Raw genomic sequence first — 18,264 nt, 5'->3', positions numbered from 1 at the left:
TCATCCCCTCGCTTTCGCCGTAGCGGCAAGGCGAAGGGTGGGTTTTGGCCGTATATGCTGGTCGCCATCGCGCTTCTTGCCTTTGAATGGATCGGGTCTGGTGTGCCGCACCAGATCCGCGCTTACGCCAACGATTTTGTCGCGCCCGTTCTGAGGGTGCTCGAGCAGCCGATCCGCGCCGTTCAGGCCGGGCTTGAGCGTATCGCCGGTGTGTCCGACATCTATCTTGAAAACGAAACGCTCAGGGACGAAAACGACCGCCTTCGCCAGTGGCGCGAAGCAGCCATGCAGCTGAGCCGCGAAAACGAACGCCTGCGTGGCATGCTCAAGGTACCGGGCCGTGAGGTACCACCCGCAGCCACCACCCGTGTGATCGGTGTTGGTGGCGGTGCGTTTGAGCGCAGCGTGCTCATTGGGGCAGGCTCGTCCGATGACGTGAAGCGCGGCAGCCCTGTGGTGGATGAAACCGGCGTTGTGGGCCGTGTGATCCAGGTGGGGCGCTGGACCAGCCGTGTCCTGTTGCTGACGGATATCAACAGCCGGGTGCCTGTGCGGCTTGAACGCACGGGTGATCTTGCAATCGCCGAAGGCCAGAACGAGAGCCTCCTACGCCTGCGCTTCCTGCCGCAGGGTGTGCAGGTGAAAGTAGGGGACCGCCTGCTGACATCCGGCCATGGCGGGGCATTCCCACCGGATCTGCCCGTGGCCCGTGTGGTTGATGTGGTTGACGACTTTATCCTGTTGGAGCCGCTCGGTCTTCTGGGCAAGCTCGATTATGTACGGGTGATGGCCTACCAGCCCGTTCCGGAAGAAGTCATCCAGCCGGAAGCGCCAGCGGGGGGTGAAGAATGAACGCAGCACGCCGCCCAGCAATGGCATCCTTTGGCTTCGCCGGTTTTGTTCCGCTGATTGCCTGCTTTGTCATGGTTATCTTCATGATGCTGCCACTGGGCACAGGGGCGGCCAATATCGCCATGCCGAACCTGGCGCTGATCTCGGTTTTCTATTGGCTGTCATCACGGCCGATCTTGATGCCTTACGGTGCCTGTGCGGTGCTTGGCTTCCTGCTGGACCTATGGCTTGATGTGCCCATGGGGCTGAATATGATCCTCTTGTTGCTGACGCGGCTGTTCGTCCTCAATCAGCTCAAACACTATAAGGGCCGCAGTAGGTTGGTGCACTGGGTGATCTTCGCGGTCCTGTCGCTCGGCCTCTATCTTTTGTCCTGGCTGCTTATCTCGCTTGTTTATGGCACAATGCTGCCGCCCGAACCGCTGGCGCTACAGTGGGTCATCACTGTCTTTTCCTACGCGCCGGTTGGGTTCGTGCTTGGGCGTCTTAGACGGGCAGCGATGTAAGGATGGCAAGAGAAGGTCTTCGATACCAGGTTTTCAGCAGGCGGGCGCTCTTGCTTGCCGGGGCGCAGGGGCTGGTGCTGACGGCGCTTGGCGGCAGGCTGTATTATCTGTCTGTCGTACAGGGCGAGAAATACAAGTTGCGGGCGGAGAAAAACCGCGTGGCGCTGCGCCTGATCGCACCGGAGCGGGGCGAGATTTTTGACCGCAATCGCCGCAAGCTGGCGACCAATCGCCCGGATTTCCGCGTTTTCATGATCCCGGAACAAGCCGATGAGATCGCCGGTACGCTTGAGAAAATCGGCCGTGTTGTTCGGCTTGACGAGCGCCGCATCGCGCGGCTTGAGCGCCAGATCAAACGCCAACGCAAGTTTGTGCCAATTACGGTGGCTCAAGGGCTGGACTGGCGCACCTTTGCCCGCGTCAATGTGGCGGTGCCGGACCTGCCGGGCGTGGTGACCGATGCGGGCCTGTCCCGCTTTTACCCAAGCGGCAATGAGATCGCGCATCTTATTGGCTATCTGGCAAGCCCCGGCGAGGAAGAAGTGGCCGCGAACCCGCTGTATCAGCTGCCGGGCTTTAAGGTTGGCCGACAAGGGCTTGAGCGCCGCTATGAGAACCGCCTCAGGGGCTCTGCGGGCACCCGGCGGGTTGAAGTGAACGCGGTGGGCCGCGAAATTCGTGAACTGCCACCCCGGCAAGAATCGCAGGCGGGCAACGACCTGCAGCTGACGCTGGATATCGACCTGCAGAAGTTCGTGATGGAACAACTGGGTGAAGAGGCGGCCGGCGCCGTGGTGATGAATGCCAAGACCGGGGAAATCCTGTCGCTCGCCTCCACGCCGTCGTTTGACCCGAATGAGTTCACCCGCGGCATCAGCAATGAGAACTGGCAGGCCCTGCTGAAGGACCCCAGGAAGCCGCTGATCAACAAGGCGGCCTCGGGCCTCTATCCACCTGGATCAACCGTGAAGCCCATTATCGCACTGGCCGCGCTCGAGCAGGGCGTGGTGACAGAAGAGACAGAGCATTACTGCAATGGCAGGCACCGGTTCGGCAACCGCACCTTCCGCTGCTGGAAGCGCGGCGGCCACGGCAAGCTGGACCTGAAGGGCGCCATTTCCAACAGCTGTGATGTCTATTTCTACAAGATTGCAGAAGACCTGAGCATCGAGGCCATGGCCGATATGCTGCGCCGCTTCGGCCTGGGGCAGCGTTTTGACCTGGGGATCGACGGCGAGAAGGAAGGCCTTGTGCCGGACCCCGCCTGGAAACGCGCGGCCCGGAATGAGCCCTGGCACGGCGGCGAGACCCTCAATGTGGCCATTGGGCAGGGTGCCTTGCTGGCCACACCGCTGCAGCTGGCGGTGATGACCGCGCGGCTGGCCTCCGGCTACAAGCTTGAACCGTCGCTGGTGAGCAAGGATCTGGAGACGGACGCCCCAGACACATCCTTTGCCGCCATGGACGCCAACCCGCTTCATATGCGTATTGCCCGGCGGGGCATGGAAATGGTGATGGAGGTGGGCGGCACCGCGCACGACTATCGCAGGCCCAAGAATGCCCCAAAACAGGCAGGCAAAACCGGCACAGCGCAGGTCCGGCGTATCAGCGAAAGCGAGCACCTTGAGGGCGTGCGCGACAATGATGAACTGCCCTGGGCCATGCGCGACCATGCGCTGTTTATCGGCTATTCACCGGTGGAAGACCCACAGGTGGCCATCGGTATGCTGGTGCAGCATGGCGGCGGAGGCTCATCTGTTGCGGCACCGATTGCGCGCGCCATCATGGACAAGACACTGGACCTGATGAAGCCGAAACCGGAAGAACCGGCCCAGCCGACAGAGGGAGAAGCCTGATGGGTACCGCACGCATGTTCGGCCCGCGCCGGGTGGACAAGAACCCACTGCAGCGGCTTCTCAGCCTCAACTGGAGCATGGTGCTGATCAACTGCCTGATCGCCTGTATCGGGTTCGCCATGCTTTATTCCGTGGCGGGCGGTGACTGGGACCCCTGGGCATCGCGCCAGGCTGCCCGGTTTGCTGGCGCGCTGGTGTTGATGTTGGTGATTGCGGTAATCGATATTCGCTATTGGATGGCCTTTGCCTATCCCGCCTGGGCGATTGGCATAGGGCTTCTTCTGGCGGTGGAAGTGGTTGGGTCAACCGGTATGGGTGGCCAGCGCTGGCTGGACATTGGCTTTATGCGGCTGCAGCCATCGGAACTGATGAAAATAGCAGTGGTGATGGCGCTGGCGCGCTATTTTCATGGCCGCAACTATGATCAAAGCCGCAGCCTCAGGTCCCTGTTTGTGCCTGTGATGCTGATGCTGGTTCCTGTGGCGCTGGTGTACCGCCAGCCGGACCTAGGGACCGCCCTGATGATCGTGATGGGCGGTATGGCCATCCTGTTCCTGGCGGGCCTGCCAGCGTGGCTTTTCATCGCGGCAGGCGTTGCCGTTTCAGCTGCCGTGCCGATTGTATGGCAGTTCCTGCGCGACTATCAGAAAGACCGGGTGCTGACCTTCCTGAATCCTGAAGCTGACCCCCTTGGGGCGGGGTACCAGATTACCCAATCCAAGATCGCGCTCGGGTCCGGCGGTATGACCGGAAAAGGGTTTCTTGGGGGCACACAGAGCCAGCTGAACTTCCTGCCGGAAATGAAAACCGATTTCATCTTCACTGTATTGGCCGAGGAATTTGGCCTGATCGGCGCCGTTATCACACTGCTGCTGTACGGAATTGTGCTGGGCTATGGCCTTCTGATGGGGCTTGGGTGCCGCAGCCAGTTCGGTCGTCTGATGGCTGGAGGCATGTCCATCACATTGTTCCTTTATGTGATGATTAATGTCGCCATGGTGATGGGCCTGATGCCTGTGGTGGGCGTGCCGCTGCCGATGATTTCCTACGGCGGTTCGGCTATGCTGACCTGGATGATCGCTTACGGCTTGATCCTGTCTGTCGCGATTCACCGGCACGTGACGCTGGCCCCCAAAGGCAGCGGCCTTGCTTGATCGAAATCCGGCCTTGCCTGACTTTGAATTCATTGTATCTTCCTAGCCATCTGGGAGGATATATAATGAAAAAACTGATTATCGGCACCGCACTAGCGGCTTGCCTGAACACCCCTGTTTTTGCGGGCGACCTGACAGACGCTGTCAGCGCGGACTATGAATACCTTCAGGCGCTCTATACCCACCTTCACCTGAACCCTGAAATTTCGCTGCAGGAAGAAAAGACCGCTGCGCGCATTGCTGAGGAACTCCGCACGGTGGGCTTTGACGTGACCGAGAATTTCGGCGGCCACGGCCTGGTGGGCGTGATGAAGAACGGCGATGGCCCGACGCTTTTGATCCGGACGGATCTGGATGCGCTGCCGGTGCAGGAACAAACGGGCCTGCCGTATGCCAGCACCGCAACAACCGTGGATGACAAGGGCAAGACTGTGCCGGTGATGCACGCTTGCGGCCATGACATCCATATGACCAGCTTTATTGGCACCGCGCGCCGCCTGGCCGCGATGAAAGACCAATGGACCGGGACACTGGTGATGATTGGCCAACCGGCGGAAGAACGCGTGCTGGGTGCTGAAGCCATGATCAAGGAAGGCCTGTTCACCAAGTTTCCGAAGCCGGACCATAATATCGCGCTTCATGTCAGCGCCAGCATGAAGGCGGGCGACGTCGGCATGGCCAAGGGCTATGCGCTGGCGAATGTGGATACCGTGGATGTGGCGATCAAGGGCATCGGCGGCCATGGTGCTTACCCGCACACCACAAAAGACCCGGTGGTGCTGGCGTCCCAGATTGTGGTGGCGCTGCAGACGCTGGTGTCGCGCGAAACCTCGCCGCTGGACGCTGCGGTGGTGACCGTGGGGTCGGTCCACGCGGGCACCAAGCACAATATCATCTCCAATGGCGCGCACCTTCAGTTGACGGTGCGGTCCTATAAGGACGACGTGCGCAAGCGGCTTTTGGACGGTATCCAGCGCATCGCCAACGCCCAGGCTATGTCTATCGGCCTGCCGGAGGATATGTGGCCCACCATGACCGTAAGCGAAAGCACGCCCGCGACCTATAATGACCCGGACCTGACAGGCGAAGTCTTTGACACGCTTGCAGCCGCACTGGGTAACGACCGGGTGCATGTATTGACGCCGGTGATGGGCGCGGAAGATTTCGCGCTTTATGGCCGTACGGACGAGAAAATTCCGAGCCTGATTTTCTGGCTGGGCGGTGTGCCGGAAGATGACTATGAAGCTGCGCAGAAGGGCGAAATGAAGCTGCCAAGCCTGCATTCCGCCTCCTTCGCACCACAGCCTGAACCCACGATCAAGGGCGGGGTCGAGGCCATGACCACAGCGGCCCTTTCGCTTCTGGGCAAGAAATAGCACAGGCTTGTGAACCTATAACATCATGTCCGGGCTGGAATCCCGGCCCGGATATGGTTAAGATGGCAACAAGATCAAACTTTCAGGGGAAGACAGTGGCCCATTCACATGATCATAGCATTTGCATCGACGATGCCCTCGCGGAAGCCGAGCGCGTCTGCGCTGAGCATGGCTCACGTTTTACAGACCTGCGTCGCCGCATTCTGAAAATGATCTGGCAGGGCCACAAGGCTGTTAAGGCCTATGACCTTCTTGACCAACTGGCCACCGAGGGCGGTTCCGCGAAGCCGCCAACCGTTTACCGGGCGCTCGACTTCCTCATGGAAGAAGGCTTGGTGCACAAGATCGAATCGCTGAACGCATACATCGGTTGCCCGCATCCGGGTGATGACCATGTCAGCCAGTTCCTGATTTGCGATAAATGCGAGAATGTCCGCGAGGTTACATCCGATGCCCTTGGCGCAGCTGTTATGGGCGCCGCGACGGACGCAGGCTTCAAGATTCGCAGGCAAACGCTTGAACTGCACGGTGTTTGCGCGGACTGCCAGAAGGACGCGCGCGCGGCCTAAACCCTTATCAGGATTTCCAATCTGGCCAGACGGCAGATTTCGCTAGAGTTTTTGGCGGTCTGCCGCTAAAGCCCATTGTCTTATGGCAGAACTTCTAGACATCAATACCACCGCGAAAGAGTTTTTGGCGCTCGCGGCGCATCAACTGGCGACAGGTGACTTCGCGCAGGCGGAAACCACTGCGCGCGCGGTGCTCAAGATCACGCCAAAGTCCGCCGCTGGCTGGCATATGCTGGGTGATGTGCTGTCGGTTCTGCCAGGCCGCCGGGGCGAGGCGTCGGACGCCTATGACAAGGCCCAGAATCTGGACCCCAAGGATACAGACGCAGCCGATGCCCAGACAAGCCTGGGTGAGCGTGCCACCGTGGCGCCAAACAAGACCCGGCGTGAACGGAACCTGTCGCTGCCGCACATGGCGCCAGCAGACGGCAAGGAACGACTGATCAGCGAAGCGCGGGCTGCCGAAGCGCGGGAAGACTGGCCTGTGGCAAAGCAGGCCTGGGAAACCATGCTGCAGATTGACCCGTCTGACACCTGGGCGTGGTCCCAGTATGGCCACCTGCTGAGCGTGAATCTGCATCAATATGCGGAAGCAGAGGTCGCCTTCCGCCGCGCTATTGAGGAAGATCCGACAGACGATTGGGCCTGGGGCAAGCTGGGCATCATGCTGGCGGATTTCATGGGCCGGGTGAAGGAAGGCCAGAGCATGCTCCGCCGCGCCATCGCGCTGGACCCTGGCGAGTGCTATTACCGCGGCTGGCTTGGCTGGTCCCTGTACCGTCAGAGCGAAGACCTCGCTGGCGCTGAAACTGAACTGACCGCCGCCGTAAAGCTGTGGCCGGATTATCAGTGGGCCTATTTCCACCTGGGCTTCGTGCGCATGGAAATGGGTGATCGGCCCAAAAAGGCCGAAGAAGCGCTGTTGCGTGCCGAAGCGTTGGAGCCGCAGGACGTGCCGACGCTTTATGCCCTGGCGACGCTCTATGAAGAACATATGAACCGGCCACGCAAGGCCCTGCGCGCCTACCAGAAACTGGTGGAGCTGGTGCCCGATGACCCGGTTGTATACCGCCAGCTCGGGATGCTGTATCAGGCCGCGCTCGGGGACCCGAAGCGCGCTGTGGAAGCCTACAAGCGGGCGCTTGAGATCGACAGCCATGACTTTGATGTGCTGGCCCGCCTTGGTTGGCTGCACTGGGAAGTTCTCGATGACGTCGAGGAAGGCATCGCCTATCTCGCAAAAGCGGCGGAGATCGCCCACGACAGCCCGTGGGTCGCAACCCATATGGGGCAGGCGCTTTATCACGGGGCTGGCCAGATGGACGAGGCGGAGGCCTGGTTCAAGAAGGCTGTCGAGCTGGATCCGGACTATGACTGGGCCCACGCCATGCTGGGCGCTTTGAATTTTGAACATAAGGAAGATGTCGAGGCCGCAGAATATCATTTCCGTCAGGCCATCCGCATCAGCCCTGATTACGGCTTTGCCTGGGCACGGCTTGGGCGCCTGTTGCTGATGAGCGAATCTGATGTTGGTGAGACCTGGCAGGTGCTGATGCACGCGCTTGAACTGTCTCCCGGCAGCATTGATGTGCTCACCGATATCGTCTGGATGGGAGTTTTCCGCCTGTACCGGCCGGACCTGGTTGCCGACCACGCCAAGCAGCTGGTGCAGCGCGACCCGGATAGCGCCTATTGCCGGGTGCTTTATGGTCAGGTGCTCAGATATACGTCCGCTGACCCATCTGCGGCCCTTTCGGAACTGCAAAAGGCTGTCGAACTGGCCCCCGACGACCATTATGCCTGGCACACCTATGGCGAAATGTTGCTGTATGACCTGGGTGACCTGGAGGCGGCAGAGGAAGCACTTCTTGAGGCCGCAACCAAGCAAAGTGATTGCACAACGACCGACTGCGATATCGGATTGGTGCGTTATGCCATCGGGCGTGAAGATGCGGCTGTCGAGCATTATGAACGCGCGCTAGAGCTGGACAGTGAAGACAGCCACGCGTGGCGGGCCTATGGCTGTTTCCTATTCTATAGCGCGGGCGATGTGACGTTGGCCGAGGAAGCTTTTGATCGGGCGATCGAGCTTGAACCCGGCAATTTCGAGCCCTGGGCGATGATGGCCGAGTTCCTGGACCGTCAGGGCGACCGCGCGGATGAAGCAGAAGCTGCGCACCAAAAGGCCGCCGAGCTCGCGCCAGACGGCCTGGATGTTGCTGAATGGGCTACTCGTTTCCTGGAGCCCAAGGTTCTGAGGCTTTAACGCCAGTTCGCATCAGATATGGCAGCTGGATAGGCCGCGCTTGGCCAGATACTGCTGGTGATATTCTTCGGCTTCCCAGAAGGTATCGGCTTTTTCAAGCGTGGTCACCACGGGGCGTTTGAAACGGCCAGAGGCGATCAGTGCTGCTTTCTTTTCTTCGCCCACCTTTTTCTGTTCATCATCATGATAGAAGATGGCGGACCGGTACTGAGTGCCCACGTCGGGGCCCTGACGATTCAGTTCGGTTGGGTTGTGGTTATCGAAAAACACGTCCACAAGCGCGCCAAAATCAACCTTGGCTGGGTCGAACTCAACCTGCACCACCTCGGCGTGGCCGGTTTTGTCGGTGCAGACTTCCTCATAGGACGGTTGCTCCTTGGCGCCGCCCATATAGCCGACGCGGGTGCCGGTTACGCCGTCCATCGTGCGGAAGATTTCTTCCACGCCCCAGAAACATCCACCACCAAAAGTCGCTTTTGCCATTTTATTGTCTCTTTTAATCAGTTCTAATACGCACAGGATTGTGCGAAGTGCTACAAGCGCAATATGTGATTGCCGGGCCGCCGTGTCGAGGGGCTTTCAGGTAAAAAGAATGTGTAGGAGACGATCTTGAAACGCAACCTCAGGCTGGTGTCAGCGGCGATGACCCTTTTCATGACCGGCGCAGTGCAGGCGCAGTCCACCGAAATCCCGCAGGAATTGCTGGACCTGGACCGTCAGCGCTGCCTGACGGAATGCGTGCCTGGCTTTGGCGAGGAAACCTGCAAACCGCTGTGTGACTGTACGGTTTCAGAATTCAAGAAGCGGCTGGATTTCTCACGCTACCTGGAGCTTTCAGCACAGCTGTCGCGCAATGAACTGAATCCGGAGAACCGCACTTTCCTGGACGTCGTGGCGCAATATTGCACGGCAGAGCTTGATAAATCTGGCGTGCAGATCGGCACTGGCGACGAAACAACGGGCCAGTAGCGGCTTTGCCCCCGGTCAGGCGTTCCTGAGCGGGGTAGGGCGACCTTCCCCGTCAATGGCCACAAAGATGTAGCGGCCTTCCGTTACCTGATGCAGGGTGCGCTCAACGCCGCGTTCGGCATATACATCCAGCTTCACCGTGACGGACGTGCGTCCGGTCCTTTCAATATCCGCATAAATGCTGATCACATCGCCCAGTTCAATCGGGCGGTGGAATTTCATGCCTTCAATCGCCACGGTTGCTACCGGGCCGCCGGCAAGGCGGCTGGCAGCATCGGCGCCCGCAAGGTCCATCTGAGAAAGCACCCAGCCACCGAAAATGTTGCCATTCACATTCAGGTCTGATGGCTGCGGGATGGTGCGGATGGCCGCGCGGCGGCGTTCTTCATCAAGTGGTTTCACGGTCATGCTTTTGTTCCTGTGGGCTGGGCCGGAGCCGTCTGCGTGTCAACTGGCGCTGCCTCAAACTCTCCGGGCATGGCCTCGATATATAGCGAGCGGCTCGGGAAGGCAAAGCCGGTACCGGCATCCTCCACGATTCGTTTGATCTCCAGGAGCAGCTTTTCCTTGATCGCCATCCACTCCAGCCAGTTTGTGGTGCGGGTAAAGGCATACAGCAGGATATCAATGGAACTGCCGGAGAACTGGTCAATGCGCACAAAGGTTGCCGTTTCGTCCGGCTGGACGAAATCAGGGCTTTCAAGGATATAGCGCTCAATATTATCGCGTACCTGGCTCAGCTGTGTTGACGTGCTGCCATATTCAAGCCCGATCACCCATTTGATGCGGCGGAAGGTCATGCGTGAGAAGTTTGTTACGGCATGGTCGGAAAGCTTGGTGTTGGGCACATAGACGGGCGCCTTGTCGAAGCGCCGGATGGTGGTGGTGCGAAAGCCGATATGCTCAACTGTGCCTTCAACGATGCCTTTCACCAGGACCCAGTCACCGGGATGGAAACGCTTTTCTCCAATCACGAATAGTCCGGCGATCAGATTCTTGAACAAGTCCTGTGCGCCAAGGGCTACAGCCACACCAAACAGACCGAGGCCGGCAATCAGCGGCCCAACCTGGATGCCCCAGATTTCAAGGATGGTGGCGCCGCCCAGCAGCGCGAAGGCAATGCGGATGGCCTTCGCGAGCCACTGGATCATTGACGACGTCAGGTATTTGTCGGCGCGCTGCAACAGGTCACCCACGGGACCGGCTGCGCGGTAAAGCGACCAGAAAATCACAAAGGCAATGAGCGACTTGTTCAGGTTCGACGCCACAGCTGAGGAATCCGGATCCAGTTCCAGGTAGGCGGTGGCGAAAAAGAGGCCAAGGACCACAGGGATGAAGCGAATTGGTGCCTTGATGGCATCAATCAGGCTGTCATCCAGCGTATTTTCGGTTTTGGAGGCCCAACTGGATACGCGGTTGAGAACAAACCGGGTGAACAGGTTCCGGAACATGAGAAAGACAAGGAAAATGCCCACAGCAGTGATGATCTGCCCAACATCGACGCCATACAGCCCGTTGGCCCAGACATCTTTTACAAGAGCCCAGAAATCACCCCAGTTTGCTTCAAAGTCCTTTTCGGTCACCGTTTCGTCCTGCCTGTTTATGATTTGTCATCATCGTCGTTTGACGTTGGATTAGACGTATACAGGTTATGGACGGCTTCGTCATGCCCATGCTTGTTTGAGAAGAAAATTAGCGCCATCAAGCCGAAGCCAATGAGAATAGTAAACAGAAGGCCGATGATCATGGCTACGACGCCATGGCCCGAAAGCTCAACACCTTCAATACGGCCCATAACATAAAGGGCCCAATAAGCAACGCCGCCTAGTGCAACGACCGAGGCAGCAATCAAGAGGAATCTTTTCATTTGGTCTGCTTCCCGAAAGGGCAGCGCGCAATGTCCCTGCGGGTTATCCTACCCGCGTGCGCAGTGCCGATGTAAAGGCATCAATCAGGTCTGCATTGATGCCAAAGTCGGTATGACCCATCTCAGATACGGCGCGAATGTCAAGAAAAGCCACTGCGTCTTTTTCGCGCACGTTGATGACGATAAAGCTACGGAAACCGAACCAGGGGCTGCTGTAGATGGCTTCAACATGGCCTGCGCCCGGGTCCTGTGCCACGACACTCCAACCAAGCTTTTTGGCGGTTTCCGCTGCGGCCTGGGTGGCGTCTGTGACGCTGCCGGCAAGGGGTGTGCTGCCAAGTCCTGGGTAAGCAGCGTGCAGCTTCTTGAGATAGCCTGGTTCCAGGCGGCTGCCCAGGATGTCGCTTGGTCTATTCACTTCATAGCTTCTTCCTGGAAGCGTGCGGAATGTCAGTTGGTCTGCGGGTGCGGTAGAAATATCATGCAGCACTGGTGCATTTTCGGCGCGGTAAAAAAGGCTGCCAAGTGGCCAGGCGCTGATGGCAACCAACAGTGCCGCGGTGATGCCGCGCCAACTGGTGCGGGCGCGGCTTGCGAATCGTCCGTGCAGCAGGCCAATAAAGGTGAAACTCGCCGCCACCAGCATCAGGCGGAACGCGACGGTGATAATTTTGAATTGAAGGTCAAAGAGGGTGGGGTCGGAGGACGGGTCGCCAAACAGGCCGGCCCGGTATATCGGCCCTGCAATCACAAGGGCCAGCAGTGTGAGGCATGCCGTGATCAGCCCGAGGGTGGCAAAGACAGACGGTTTCTGTCCTCCCTTTTTGAAAAAGATGCGCGACATCACTCTCCCCCGTTGCGGTAACACACACCGCATACGCTGTTCATTTCCGCTGCCCTCAATTTCATATGCCCCAAATCAGTTGTACCGTAACCGTTGCGTGCAGAAAAGGATAGCCTGACTTTTAAGCCAACTTTTAGCAAGGCGCCGCGGCTATAATCCCTTTTGCTTCAAACCCATAAAAGAGGCATAATGAAGACCTGTTTACCCGAGTATCTTGATTTTTTACGGCCCAAGCCAATCCCGGCGGGCCCATGACGAGGGAGACGCTATATGAATGTTGGCCAGATTCTTTCCCACAAGGGTGATGATATCATTGCGATGGAGCGTGGCTGTACCGTGATGGAAGTTGCCAAACTTCTGGGAGAGCGGCGCATCGGGGCCATTCCAATTGTCGACGGCGGCACCATCTGCGGCATCATGTCGGAACGTGATGTGGTGCGCGGCATTGCCATTCGGGGCGGTGGTGTGTTGGCCGATGACGTGTCGACGCTGATGACCAAATCGGTTTTCACCTGCGGCAAAGACGATACTGTCTATGAACTGATGAAAATGATGACTGAGCGGCGCATCCGTCACGTCCCCGTCGTGGACGGCGACAAGCTGATCGGCATGATTTCGATCGGTGACGTGGTCAAGCACCGCATGCAGCAGGCCGCGGCTGAAAACGAAGCGCTCAAGGACTATATCGCCCAGGGGTAGGGGGAGATGGATTTGCGTTGGGTTTTTGTCGTTGCGTTGGCAGCTCTGTCGATGCCGTCGTTGGCGATCGATCAGCTGCACCTTAGCCTGACTGTTGATGCATCAGAAGCCAGCTTGGTTGTGGAAAATCGGTCAGACTCAGTGGTGAAAATCGGGAAGAACCAATTTGATGGAGTTCCGTCGGTTTTCAGTATCCGCATGAAGGGACCAGCAGGAGAACTGATCTCCCAAAATGGGCAATCACCAGACGGGTGGTTCAATCCTGCAGTGGTGGTTTCTCAGTTCGAAAGGTTTCCTCTTTCCAGCCTGACGTTGGAAGCGGGAGAAACGCTGACCTACAGTTCTAAAGTGGCAAGCCTCTTGCTGCCAGCAAGAAGCCAGCCGGGAGGTGGCGGTACCTGCATTTTCCAAATCCGTGCAGTGGTTGTCTTTCCTGAGCAGGCCATGGAACCTGAAACTATCAAGTCTGACTGGGTAGAGGCGGACTGCGCAGCACTTTTCCCTGCAAGATAGCCCCCTACTGCACCCGCTCGTAGGGCGACCATTCATTGTCGAAGTCTGCGGGCTTCAGCACCAACACGCTATGGGCATCCACTGTGATGTCCATCAAGCTTGACCGAATCTCAGCCACCCGCTTGCCCGTCAGGGCATCCACCACGGGTGTGCCGTTCATCATTTTCCAGTTTCTGATCATCAGCGTTTCCGTGACCGGTGCGGGACTCGGGTTCGCTATCACGAAAACGGTTTCCAGCGCCTTTTCGGTGTAGCGTTCGAATGCCAGCAAGCTGGTGGCCTCAATCGTGCGGAAGTTGCCGACCCGGAGCGCGCGTTCGCCTTTGTGCAGCGCGATCAGTTCCTGCGTGCGCCGGAGGGCCGGGTTGTCGCCCGTGGCCATATCCCAACGCATGGGTGCGCGATTTTCCGGGTCCTCCCCGCCGTGCATGCCCAGTTCTGTGCCGTAATAGAGGTTCGGTGACCCGGGCAGGGTGAATTGCAGCACCTGCGCCATGTCTCGTTGCCAGGCCTGGGGCATCATATCCACAAGCCGCTTGGTGTCGTGATTGTCCAGCAGCAGCCAGGACTTGAGCATGCCGTCCATGCCCGTGTCTTCGACCATCGCGCCCAGCATGCGCCCCGCGGTGGTACCATCCAGCTTGCCGTCCACCAGGCTTTCGATGATTTTACGTACCGGGAAATTCAAAATACCGTCGAGCGACTGGGTCCAGCCGTCAGGGTAGCTCCAGACCTCACCGACAATCAGTGCTCCTGCCTTCTCGACATGGGCGCTTGTGCGCAGGTCCTGGAGCGCCGTGGGGCCAACATCAAAGGCTACATCAAGTCGCCAGCCATCGATGCCGTCCCGCAGGTAGGACCGGACAACCGACGTGGGGCTCTTGTATATATAATTCTGTACCTCAGGGTTCTCGAGCCGCAGTTCCGGCAGCGCAGGCGAGTCGATCCAGCCGCGATAGCCGTTCTTGTAAGCGGGCCCGATGAAGAACCAGTCCCGGTAGGGGCTGTTGGCGTCCGTGAGCGCGTCGCGGAAAATCGGTGCCTTGCTACCCATATGGTTGAACACGCCGTCCAGCACCAGTTTCATGCCGCGGCTGTGCAGCGCCCTCGCGAGGGACTTCACGTCATCCCGTGTGCCATACTCCGGCGAGATACGGGTGTAGTCGAGCGCGTCATATTTATGGTTGGTGATGGCCAGGTGAATCGGGTTCAGATAGAGAACATCCACCCCCAGGCCTTGAATATAGTCCAACCGCCCGGTGAGGCTTTCAAGGTCACCACCCCAGAAGGCCAGCTCGTGGCTCCAATTATCCGCGCCCTCGACCGGATGGCCGGGCTTTGGCACTTCATTCCAAGCGTGCAGGCGGCGGGGCGGCTGGTAAAGGTGCCGTTTGGCCTCAAGGTTCAGGGAAGGTGCGAACCTGTCCACGATTACCTGATAGACGATCGCCCCATTACGCCAGTCGGCCTCGCGGGCGGCCATCACGGCAGACAGCGTTTTGTCCTCAGCTGTCTGGTAACGGGTTTTATCGAAATGAACGGCATCATCGGCCTGCACCTGAAAGGTTATCAGGGCACTGAGCGTGGCTGCCTTAAAGGAAATCCGCATCGGTCAGCCTCTCCGGCCTTGGGCAAGGCAGCGGCGATAGACGGCTTCATATCCCGCCACACTGTTCTGCCAGGTTCGGATGTTCTGTGCATAGTCGCGCCCGGCCATCAGCATGTCAGCCCAGCAGTCGCGATTTCGGATCAGGTCGGCGCACACCTTTACAAAGTCTGCCGCGTCATCGGCGCGGAACAGGCGGCCGGTGCGGCCGTCCTCAATCAGTTCCTTGTGGCCGCCCACGTCGCTTGCCAGCACCAGGCGTGTCATGGCCATGGCTTCAAGTGGTTTCAGCGGCGTCACGGTTTCTGTCAGGCGAATGCCGTGGCGCGGGTAGGTCATAATATCTGCCACACTATAGTAGCGGCGCACGCTGTCGTGCGGCACGCGCCCTGTGAAAATGACAGTGTCTTCAAGGCCAAGCTCTGCCACGGCGGCTTTGAGCCGCACCTCTGTTGGCCCGCCACCCACCAACAGCAGCGCCACGTCGGGCACCTCGGCCTTCAGGGCAGGCAGGGCGCGAATCAAAAACTCAAGCCCCTCATACGCATAGAAAGACCCGGCGAACCCCAGCACGGTTCGGCCATCAAGGCCAAGTTCCCTGGTCAGCGCCGCGTCCTTTTCCCCAATGGGTGGGAAGGCCTCGGCGTTCACAGCGTTCGGTATCACAGTCACCTTGTCGGGCCGGATCCCACGGGCAAGAATGTCGGCGCGCAGGCCTTCACAGATGGTGGTTACCTCGGTGGCCTGCCGGATGGCACGGGTCTCGAGTGCCCGGCTGACCTTGTACCGGAGGCTGCCTTCCCGTGTGGTGCCATGGTCCACAGCCGCATCTTCCCAGAAGGCGCGAATCTCATACACTACGGGGCGACCACCTGCGGCATCGAACGCCGGGAAGAAATCCAGCACCGGTGAATGGGCATGCAGGATGTCGGGGTTCAACTCGTCGACAAGCGCCCGAAGGCGGTATTTCGTCAGTCGCATTTCGCGCATTTCCCGAAGCCCAACCGGCAACCATTTGGGGATACCGCCATTCGGCGTCCGGTAGATGCGCCAGCCATCTATGTCTTCAAAGGGGGCGTCGCCCGTGCCGTGCCGTGGAGTGGTGACCAGCACTGGGTCCCAGCCCATGGCTTTTTGCTGTGCCATGATGGACATGGTGCGAAAGACATAGCCGCTGTGTTTGGGAAGGCTGTGGTCCAGAATATGTAGGATGCGCATATGCTTATTGATCAATCTTTGCCTGAAAAATTGGACCAAGCTTGCCTCAAGCGCAGGGACTTGTACAGTTTGTGTAACCAAGCCAGTGGTGCGCTGCGTCACAAAAGTGACCGAATCTTGTATTTAGCTGCGCTCCAAAACGGCAACACCAATAATCAGCGAGGTCAGGGATTCGTGAAACAGTCAGTGATAAAGGCAGGACAAGCGGCGGCGGCCATGCTGTGTGTGCTGGTGACAGGCAGCGCCCATGCCGATTCTGAAGGCTATGCCCGGAGCGACGGCAACGAAGTGCTGACCCTGCAGGTGGAAAACGACCTCCTCTTTGGCACAGACGAGAATTATACCAATGGTATCCGCCTTAGTTATGTGCACCGGCCCGGCAATACACCAATTGGCGACAGCATCAGCGGGTTCCTCAGGCGCTTTTCCCCGATGGCACGGAACGCCCTGAAGTCTGACCTCTATTATAGCGTGGCGCTGGGGCAGAATATGTATACCCCACAGGATATCGAATCCGTTGATCTGATCGAGGATGACCGCCCCTATGCGGGCTGGACCTATCTGGAGTTTGGCGTCACGGTTGAGGACAAGACCGGCTATGAAGCCATCAAGCTTGATCTTGGCATGGTGGGGCCGGCGTCGCTCGCCAGCAAGACCCAGCGCTGGTGGCACAGTGTGATCGGCAGTCAGCGCCCGAACGGCTGGCCGCACCAATTGCCGAACGAGCCTGGCATCAACCTTTATTACACGCGCGGCCACCGGTTTGACCCGATCAAGCTGTCGGATGACCTGTCGTTCGATTTTACGCCGCACTGGGGTGTCGCGCTTGGCAATGTCTATACCTATGGGGCAGGGGGACTGACGCTCCGCCTGGGGACCAATCTGGACCGCGATATGGGCGCTCCGCCCCGAATCCAACCCAGCCTGCCGGGCAGCGATCATTTTTCAGGTGACGGCTTTGATATTTACCTGTTCGCGGGCAGCGAGGTTCGCGCCATCGCCCGCAATATCTTCCTGGACGGTACCTGGAAAGATCACGAACATGACGTGAACAAGAAAGAGCTGCTAGCTGAAATCCAGGTGGGGGTGGTGGCGTTTGTCGGGCCGGTGCGTATGGCGCTTACGAATGCCTTCCGGACGTCAGAGTTCGCGGGCAGTGGCAATCACCGCTATAGCGCTTTCACGCTGTCGACCCGATTCTAGCCGCGTCCACGGCGGGCCGTCAGTCTTCCTCATAGCGCAGCAGGTCGCCGGGCTGGCAGTCCAGATATTTGCAGATGGCCTCGAGGGTGGCAAAGCGCACCCCCTTTACCTTGCCTGACTTCAGCAGGCTTAGGTTGGCTTCGGTGATTCCCACATGGGCGGCGAGGTCCTTTGATTTGACCTTGCGTTCCGCAAGCATGACATCAAGGCGAACGGTAATCGGCACAAGTCGCCTCCCTATACAATCTGGTTCAGTTCGTCGCGCTGTTCGCGCGCCAGGCGCACCATGCGGGCGATCACCAGTGCCATCAGCGCGGGCACGAGCCCCAGGACGGTATCGGACGACAGGCTGATCGCCAGCGCCCGTTCGCCCGGTGGGTTGGTGGCGGTGGCAATCAGGACAAGCAGCGTGTCATTGAGGAAGCTCGCGAGCAGATACCACAGCATCAGGTGGCCGACACGCGCGAGAGCGCGCTCAGACGCTTCGGCAAACCAGTTGCCGGCCTCCAGCTGCCTGATGAGCCCAATCAGGGAAGCAAGCGCCGCAATCAGGAGGCCGGCCGGGAGGGCGTCCACCACGAATCCTGCGATCCGCTGCCACAGAACCATGCCCGAAATGCCGCCATAATTATCGATTAGCCTCTTTTCCGCGCCAAGGTGACTGAGCGCTGACGGGTCAACCCAGATCCACACATTGAAAGTGATGATTAGCGTGATGGAAAACCAGATGATCCATTTAAGGAGGGTCAGGCTCAGGAGCTTGTTA

The 18,264-nt window shown here is 58.9% G+C and carries 20 protein-coding genes (1 of these 20 only partly in view); 11 read left to right on the top strand and 9 right to left on the bottom strand.

The window, feature by feature from the left end:
• The first annotated feature begins 54 nt into the window (after positions 1-54).
• From mreC to KORLAC_RS13065, 7 genes are all read left to right on the top strand, one after another.
• Positions 55-852 (top strand): rod shape-determining protein MreC, encoded by a 798-nt coding sequence (mreC, locus tag KORLAC_RS13095; protein WP_068307167.1) that lies wholly within the window; start codon positions 55-57, stop codon positions 850-852.
• Positions 849-1,358 carry a hypothetical protein gene (locus KORLAC_RS13090; RefSeq protein ID WP_068307166.1) on the top strand — a complete coding sequence of 170 codons (510 nt, stop codon included), beginning with the start codon at positions 849-851 and terminating at the stop codon, positions 1,356-1,358. The genes mreC and KORLAC_RS13090 overlap by 4 nt, the downstream gene beginning before the upstream one ends.
• Positions 1,359-1,360: 2 nt before the next feature.
• Positions 1,361-3,214, top strand: coding sequence for a penicillin-binding protein 2 (gene mrdA, locus KORLAC_RS13085; protein ID WP_068307165.1), 1,854 nt, complete (start codon positions 1,361-1,363; stop codon positions 3,212-3,214).
• Positions 3,214-4,368 carry a rod shape-determining protein RodA gene (gene rodA, locus KORLAC_RS13080; RefSeq protein WP_082714684.1) on the top strand — a complete coding sequence of 385 codons (1,155 nt, stop codon included), beginning with the start codon at positions 3,214-3,216 and terminating at the stop codon, positions 4,366-4,368. Before mrdA ends, rodA begins: the two co-directional genes overlap by 1 nt.
• Positions 4,369-4,433: 65 nt before the next feature.
• A complete protein-coding gene (locus KORLAC_RS13075) occupies positions 4,434-5,744 on the top strand; it encodes an amidohydrolase (RefSeq protein WP_068307164.1) in 1,311 nt (436 codons plus the stop codon).
• A gap of 95 nt (positions 5,745-5,839) precedes the next feature.
• Positions 5,840-6,313: a transcriptional repressor gene (locus KORLAC_RS13070; protein ID WP_241493422.1), complete on the top strand. Its 474-nt coding sequence runs from the start codon at positions 5,840-5,842 to the stop codon at positions 6,311-6,313.
• Between the two features lie 82 nt (positions 6,314-6,395).
• The gene (locus tag KORLAC_RS13065) at positions 6,396-8,579 is read left to right on the top strand and encodes a tetratricopeptide repeat protein (RefSeq protein WP_068307163.1); all 2,184 of its coding nucleotides are present in this window, start codon (positions 6,396-6,398) and stop codon (positions 8,577-8,579) included.
• A gap of 12 nt (positions 8,580-8,591) precedes the next feature.
• Here the strand turns inward: KORLAC_RS13065 and msrA are convergent, their stop codons facing one another.
• The gene (msrA, locus tag KORLAC_RS13060; RefSeq protein ID WP_068307162.1) at positions 8,592-9,062 is read right to left on the bottom strand and encodes a peptide-methionine (S)-S-oxide reductase MsrA; all 471 of its coding nucleotides are present in this window, start codon (positions 9,060-9,062) and stop codon (positions 8,592-8,594) included.
• Between the two features lie 126 nt (positions 9,063-9,188).
• On the opposite strand from msrA, the gene KORLAC_RS13055 reads away from it, so the two are divergent.
• Positions 9,189-9,548, top strand: coding sequence for a hypothetical protein (locus KORLAC_RS13055; protein ID WP_068307161.1), 360 nt, complete (start codon positions 9,189-9,191; stop codon positions 9,546-9,548).
• A 15-nt stretch (positions 9,549-9,563) separates the two neighbouring features.
• Here KORLAC_RS13055 and KORLAC_RS13050 read toward each other — a convergent pair whose 3' ends face one another.
• Genes KORLAC_RS13050 through KORLAC_RS13035 form a run of 4 tightly spaced genes read right to left on the bottom strand, consistent with a single transcriptional unit; the run spans position 9,564 to position 12,259 of the window.
• Positions 9,564-9,956, bottom strand: a complete 393-nt coding sequence (locus KORLAC_RS13050; protein ID WP_068307160.1) for an acyl-CoA thioesterase — start codon at positions 9,954-9,956, stop codon at positions 9,564-9,566.
• The gene (locus tag KORLAC_RS13045; RefSeq protein ID WP_068307159.1) at positions 9,953-11,131 is read right to left on the bottom strand and encodes a mechanosensitive ion channel family protein; all 1,179 of its coding nucleotides are present in this window, start codon (positions 11,129-11,131) and stop codon (positions 9,953-9,955) included. Before KORLAC_RS13045 ends, KORLAC_RS13050 begins: the two co-directional genes overlap by 4 nt.
• A gap of 17 nt (positions 11,132-11,148) precedes the next feature.
• Complete coding sequence (locus tag KORLAC_RS13040; protein WP_068307158.1) at positions 11,149-11,415, bottom strand: hypothetical protein; 267 nt, start codon at positions 11,413-11,415, stop codon at positions 11,149-11,151.
• A gap of 43 nt (positions 11,416-11,458) precedes the next feature.
• The gene (locus KORLAC_RS13035) at positions 11,459-12,259 is read right to left on the bottom strand and encodes a DUF1499 domain-containing protein (RefSeq protein WP_068307157.1); all 801 of its coding nucleotides are present in this window, start codon (positions 12,257-12,259) and stop codon (positions 11,459-11,461) included.
• Between the two features lie 270 nt (positions 12,260-12,529).
• On the opposite strand from KORLAC_RS13035, the gene KORLAC_RS13030 reads away from it, so the two are divergent.
• The gene (locus KORLAC_RS13030; protein ID WP_068307156.1) at positions 12,530-12,958 is read left to right on the top strand and encodes a CBS domain-containing protein; all 429 of its coding nucleotides are present in this window, start codon (positions 12,530-12,532) and stop codon (positions 12,956-12,958) included.
• 6 nt (positions 12,959-12,964) lie between these two features.
• Positions 12,965-13,471 carry a hypothetical protein gene (locus KORLAC_RS13025; RefSeq protein ID WP_068307155.1) on the top strand — a complete coding sequence of 169 codons (507 nt, stop codon included), beginning with the start codon at positions 12,965-12,967 and terminating at the stop codon, positions 13,469-13,471.
• A gap of 4 nt (positions 13,472-13,475) precedes the next feature.
• Here the strand turns inward: KORLAC_RS13025 and KORLAC_RS13020 are convergent, their stop codons facing one another.
• Positions 13,476-15,080 carry a glycoside hydrolase family 13 protein gene (locus tag KORLAC_RS13020; protein ID WP_082714682.1) on the bottom strand — a complete coding sequence of 535 codons (1,605 nt, stop codon included), beginning with the start codon at positions 15,078-15,080 and terminating at the stop codon, positions 13,476-13,478.
• A 3-nt stretch (positions 15,081-15,083) separates the two neighbouring features.
• Entirely contained in the window at positions 15,084-16,295 is a 1,212-nt protein-coding gene (locus tag KORLAC_RS13015; protein ID WP_068307796.1) for a TIGR04063 family PEP-CTERM/XrtA system glycosyltransferase, read from the bottom strand.
• A gap of 174 nt (positions 16,296-16,469) precedes the next feature.
• On the opposite strand from KORLAC_RS13015, the gene KORLAC_RS13010 reads away from it, so the two are divergent.
• On the top strand, positions 16,470-17,498 hold the full coding sequence (locus KORLAC_RS13010; RefSeq protein WP_160328634.1) for a lipid A deacylase LpxR family protein: 1,029 nt from the start codon (positions 16,470-16,472) through the stop codon (positions 17,496-17,498).
• Positions 17,499-17,517: 19 nt separating this feature from the next.
• Here KORLAC_RS13010 and KORLAC_RS13005 read toward each other — a convergent pair whose 3' ends face one another.
• Together KORLAC_RS13005 and KORLAC_RS13000 are read right to left on the bottom strand one after the other, a co-directional pair.
• Positions 17,518-17,724 carry a helix-turn-helix domain-containing protein gene (locus tag KORLAC_RS13005; RefSeq protein ID WP_068307153.1) on the bottom strand — a complete coding sequence of 69 codons (207 nt, stop codon included), beginning with the start codon at positions 17,722-17,724 and terminating at the stop codon, positions 17,518-17,520.
• Between the two features lie 11 nt (positions 17,725-17,735).
• A protein-coding gene (locus tag KORLAC_RS13000) for a DUF2975 domain-containing protein (protein ID WP_068307152.1) crosses the window boundary here: on the bottom strand, positions 17,736-18,264 show its 3' portion. It continues 5 nt past the right edge of the window; only the last 529 of its 534 coding nucleotides appear in the window; its start codon lies beyond the right edge, outside the window; its stop codon occupies positions 17,736-17,738.

It is taken from the genome of Kordiimonas lacus, assembly GCF_001550055.1.
Lineage (GTDB): Bacteria > Pseudomonadota > Alphaproteobacteria > Sphingomonadales > Kordiimonadaceae > Kordiimonas > Kordiimonas lacus.
The sequence above is the reverse complement of the archived record's forward strand: the minus strand, read 5'-3'. Positions and strand labels throughout refer to the sequence as shown.

Excerpts from the sequence above, each read along its gene's own strand:
- mreC (WP_068307167.1), top strand. The coding sequence starts at position 55 with ATGCTGGTCGCCATCGCGCTTCTTGCCTTTGAATGGATCGGGTCTGGT.
- KORLAC_RS13090 (WP_068307166.1), top strand. The coding sequence starts at position 849 with ATGAACGCAGCACGCCGCCCAGCAATGGCATCCTTTGGCTTCGCCGGT.
- mrdA (WP_068307165.1), top strand. The coding sequence starts at position 1,361 with ATGGCAAGAGAAGGTCTTCGATACCAGGTTTTCAGCAGGCGGGCGCTC.
- rodA (WP_082714684.1), top strand. The coding sequence starts at position 3,214 with ATGGGTACCGCACGCATGTTCGGCCCGCGCCGGGTGGACAAGAACCCA.
- KORLAC_RS13075 (WP_068307164.1), top strand. The coding sequence starts at position 4,434 with ATGAAAAAACTGATTATCGGCACCGCACTAGCGGCTTGCCTGAACACC.
- KORLAC_RS13065 (WP_068307163.1), top strand. The coding sequence starts at position 6,396 with ATGGCAGAACTTCTAGACATCAATACCACCGCGAAAGAGTTTTTGGCG.
- msrA (WP_068307162.1), bottom strand. The coding sequence starts at position 9,062 with ATGGCAAAAGCGACTTTTGGTGGTGGATGTTTCTGGGGCGTGGAAGAA.
- KORLAC_RS13050 (WP_068307160.1), bottom strand. The coding sequence starts at position 9,956 with ATGACCGTGAAACCACTTGATGAAGAACGCCGCCGCGCGGCCATCCGC.
- KORLAC_RS13040 (WP_068307158.1), bottom strand. The coding sequence starts at position 11,415 with ATGAAAAGATTCCTCTTGATTGCTGCCTCGGTCGTTGCACTAGGCGGC.
- KORLAC_RS13035 (WP_068307157.1), bottom strand. The coding sequence starts at position 12,259 with ATGTCGCGCATCTTTTTCAAAAAGGGAGGACAGAAACCGTCTGTCTTT.
- KORLAC_RS13030 (WP_068307156.1), top strand. The coding sequence starts at position 12,530 with ATGAATGTTGGCCAGATTCTTTCCCACAAGGGTGATGATATCATTGCG.
- KORLAC_RS13025 (WP_068307155.1), top strand. The coding sequence starts at position 12,965 with ATGGATTTGCGTTGGGTTTTTGTCGTTGCGTTGGCAGCTCTGTCGATG.
- KORLAC_RS13020 (WP_082714682.1), bottom strand. The coding sequence starts at position 15,080 with ATGCGGATTTCCTTTAAGGCAGCCACGCTCAGTGCCCTGATAACCTTT.
- KORLAC_RS13015 (WP_068307796.1), bottom strand. The coding sequence starts at position 16,295 with ATGCGCATCCTACATATTCTGGACCACAGCCTTCCCAAACACAGCGGC.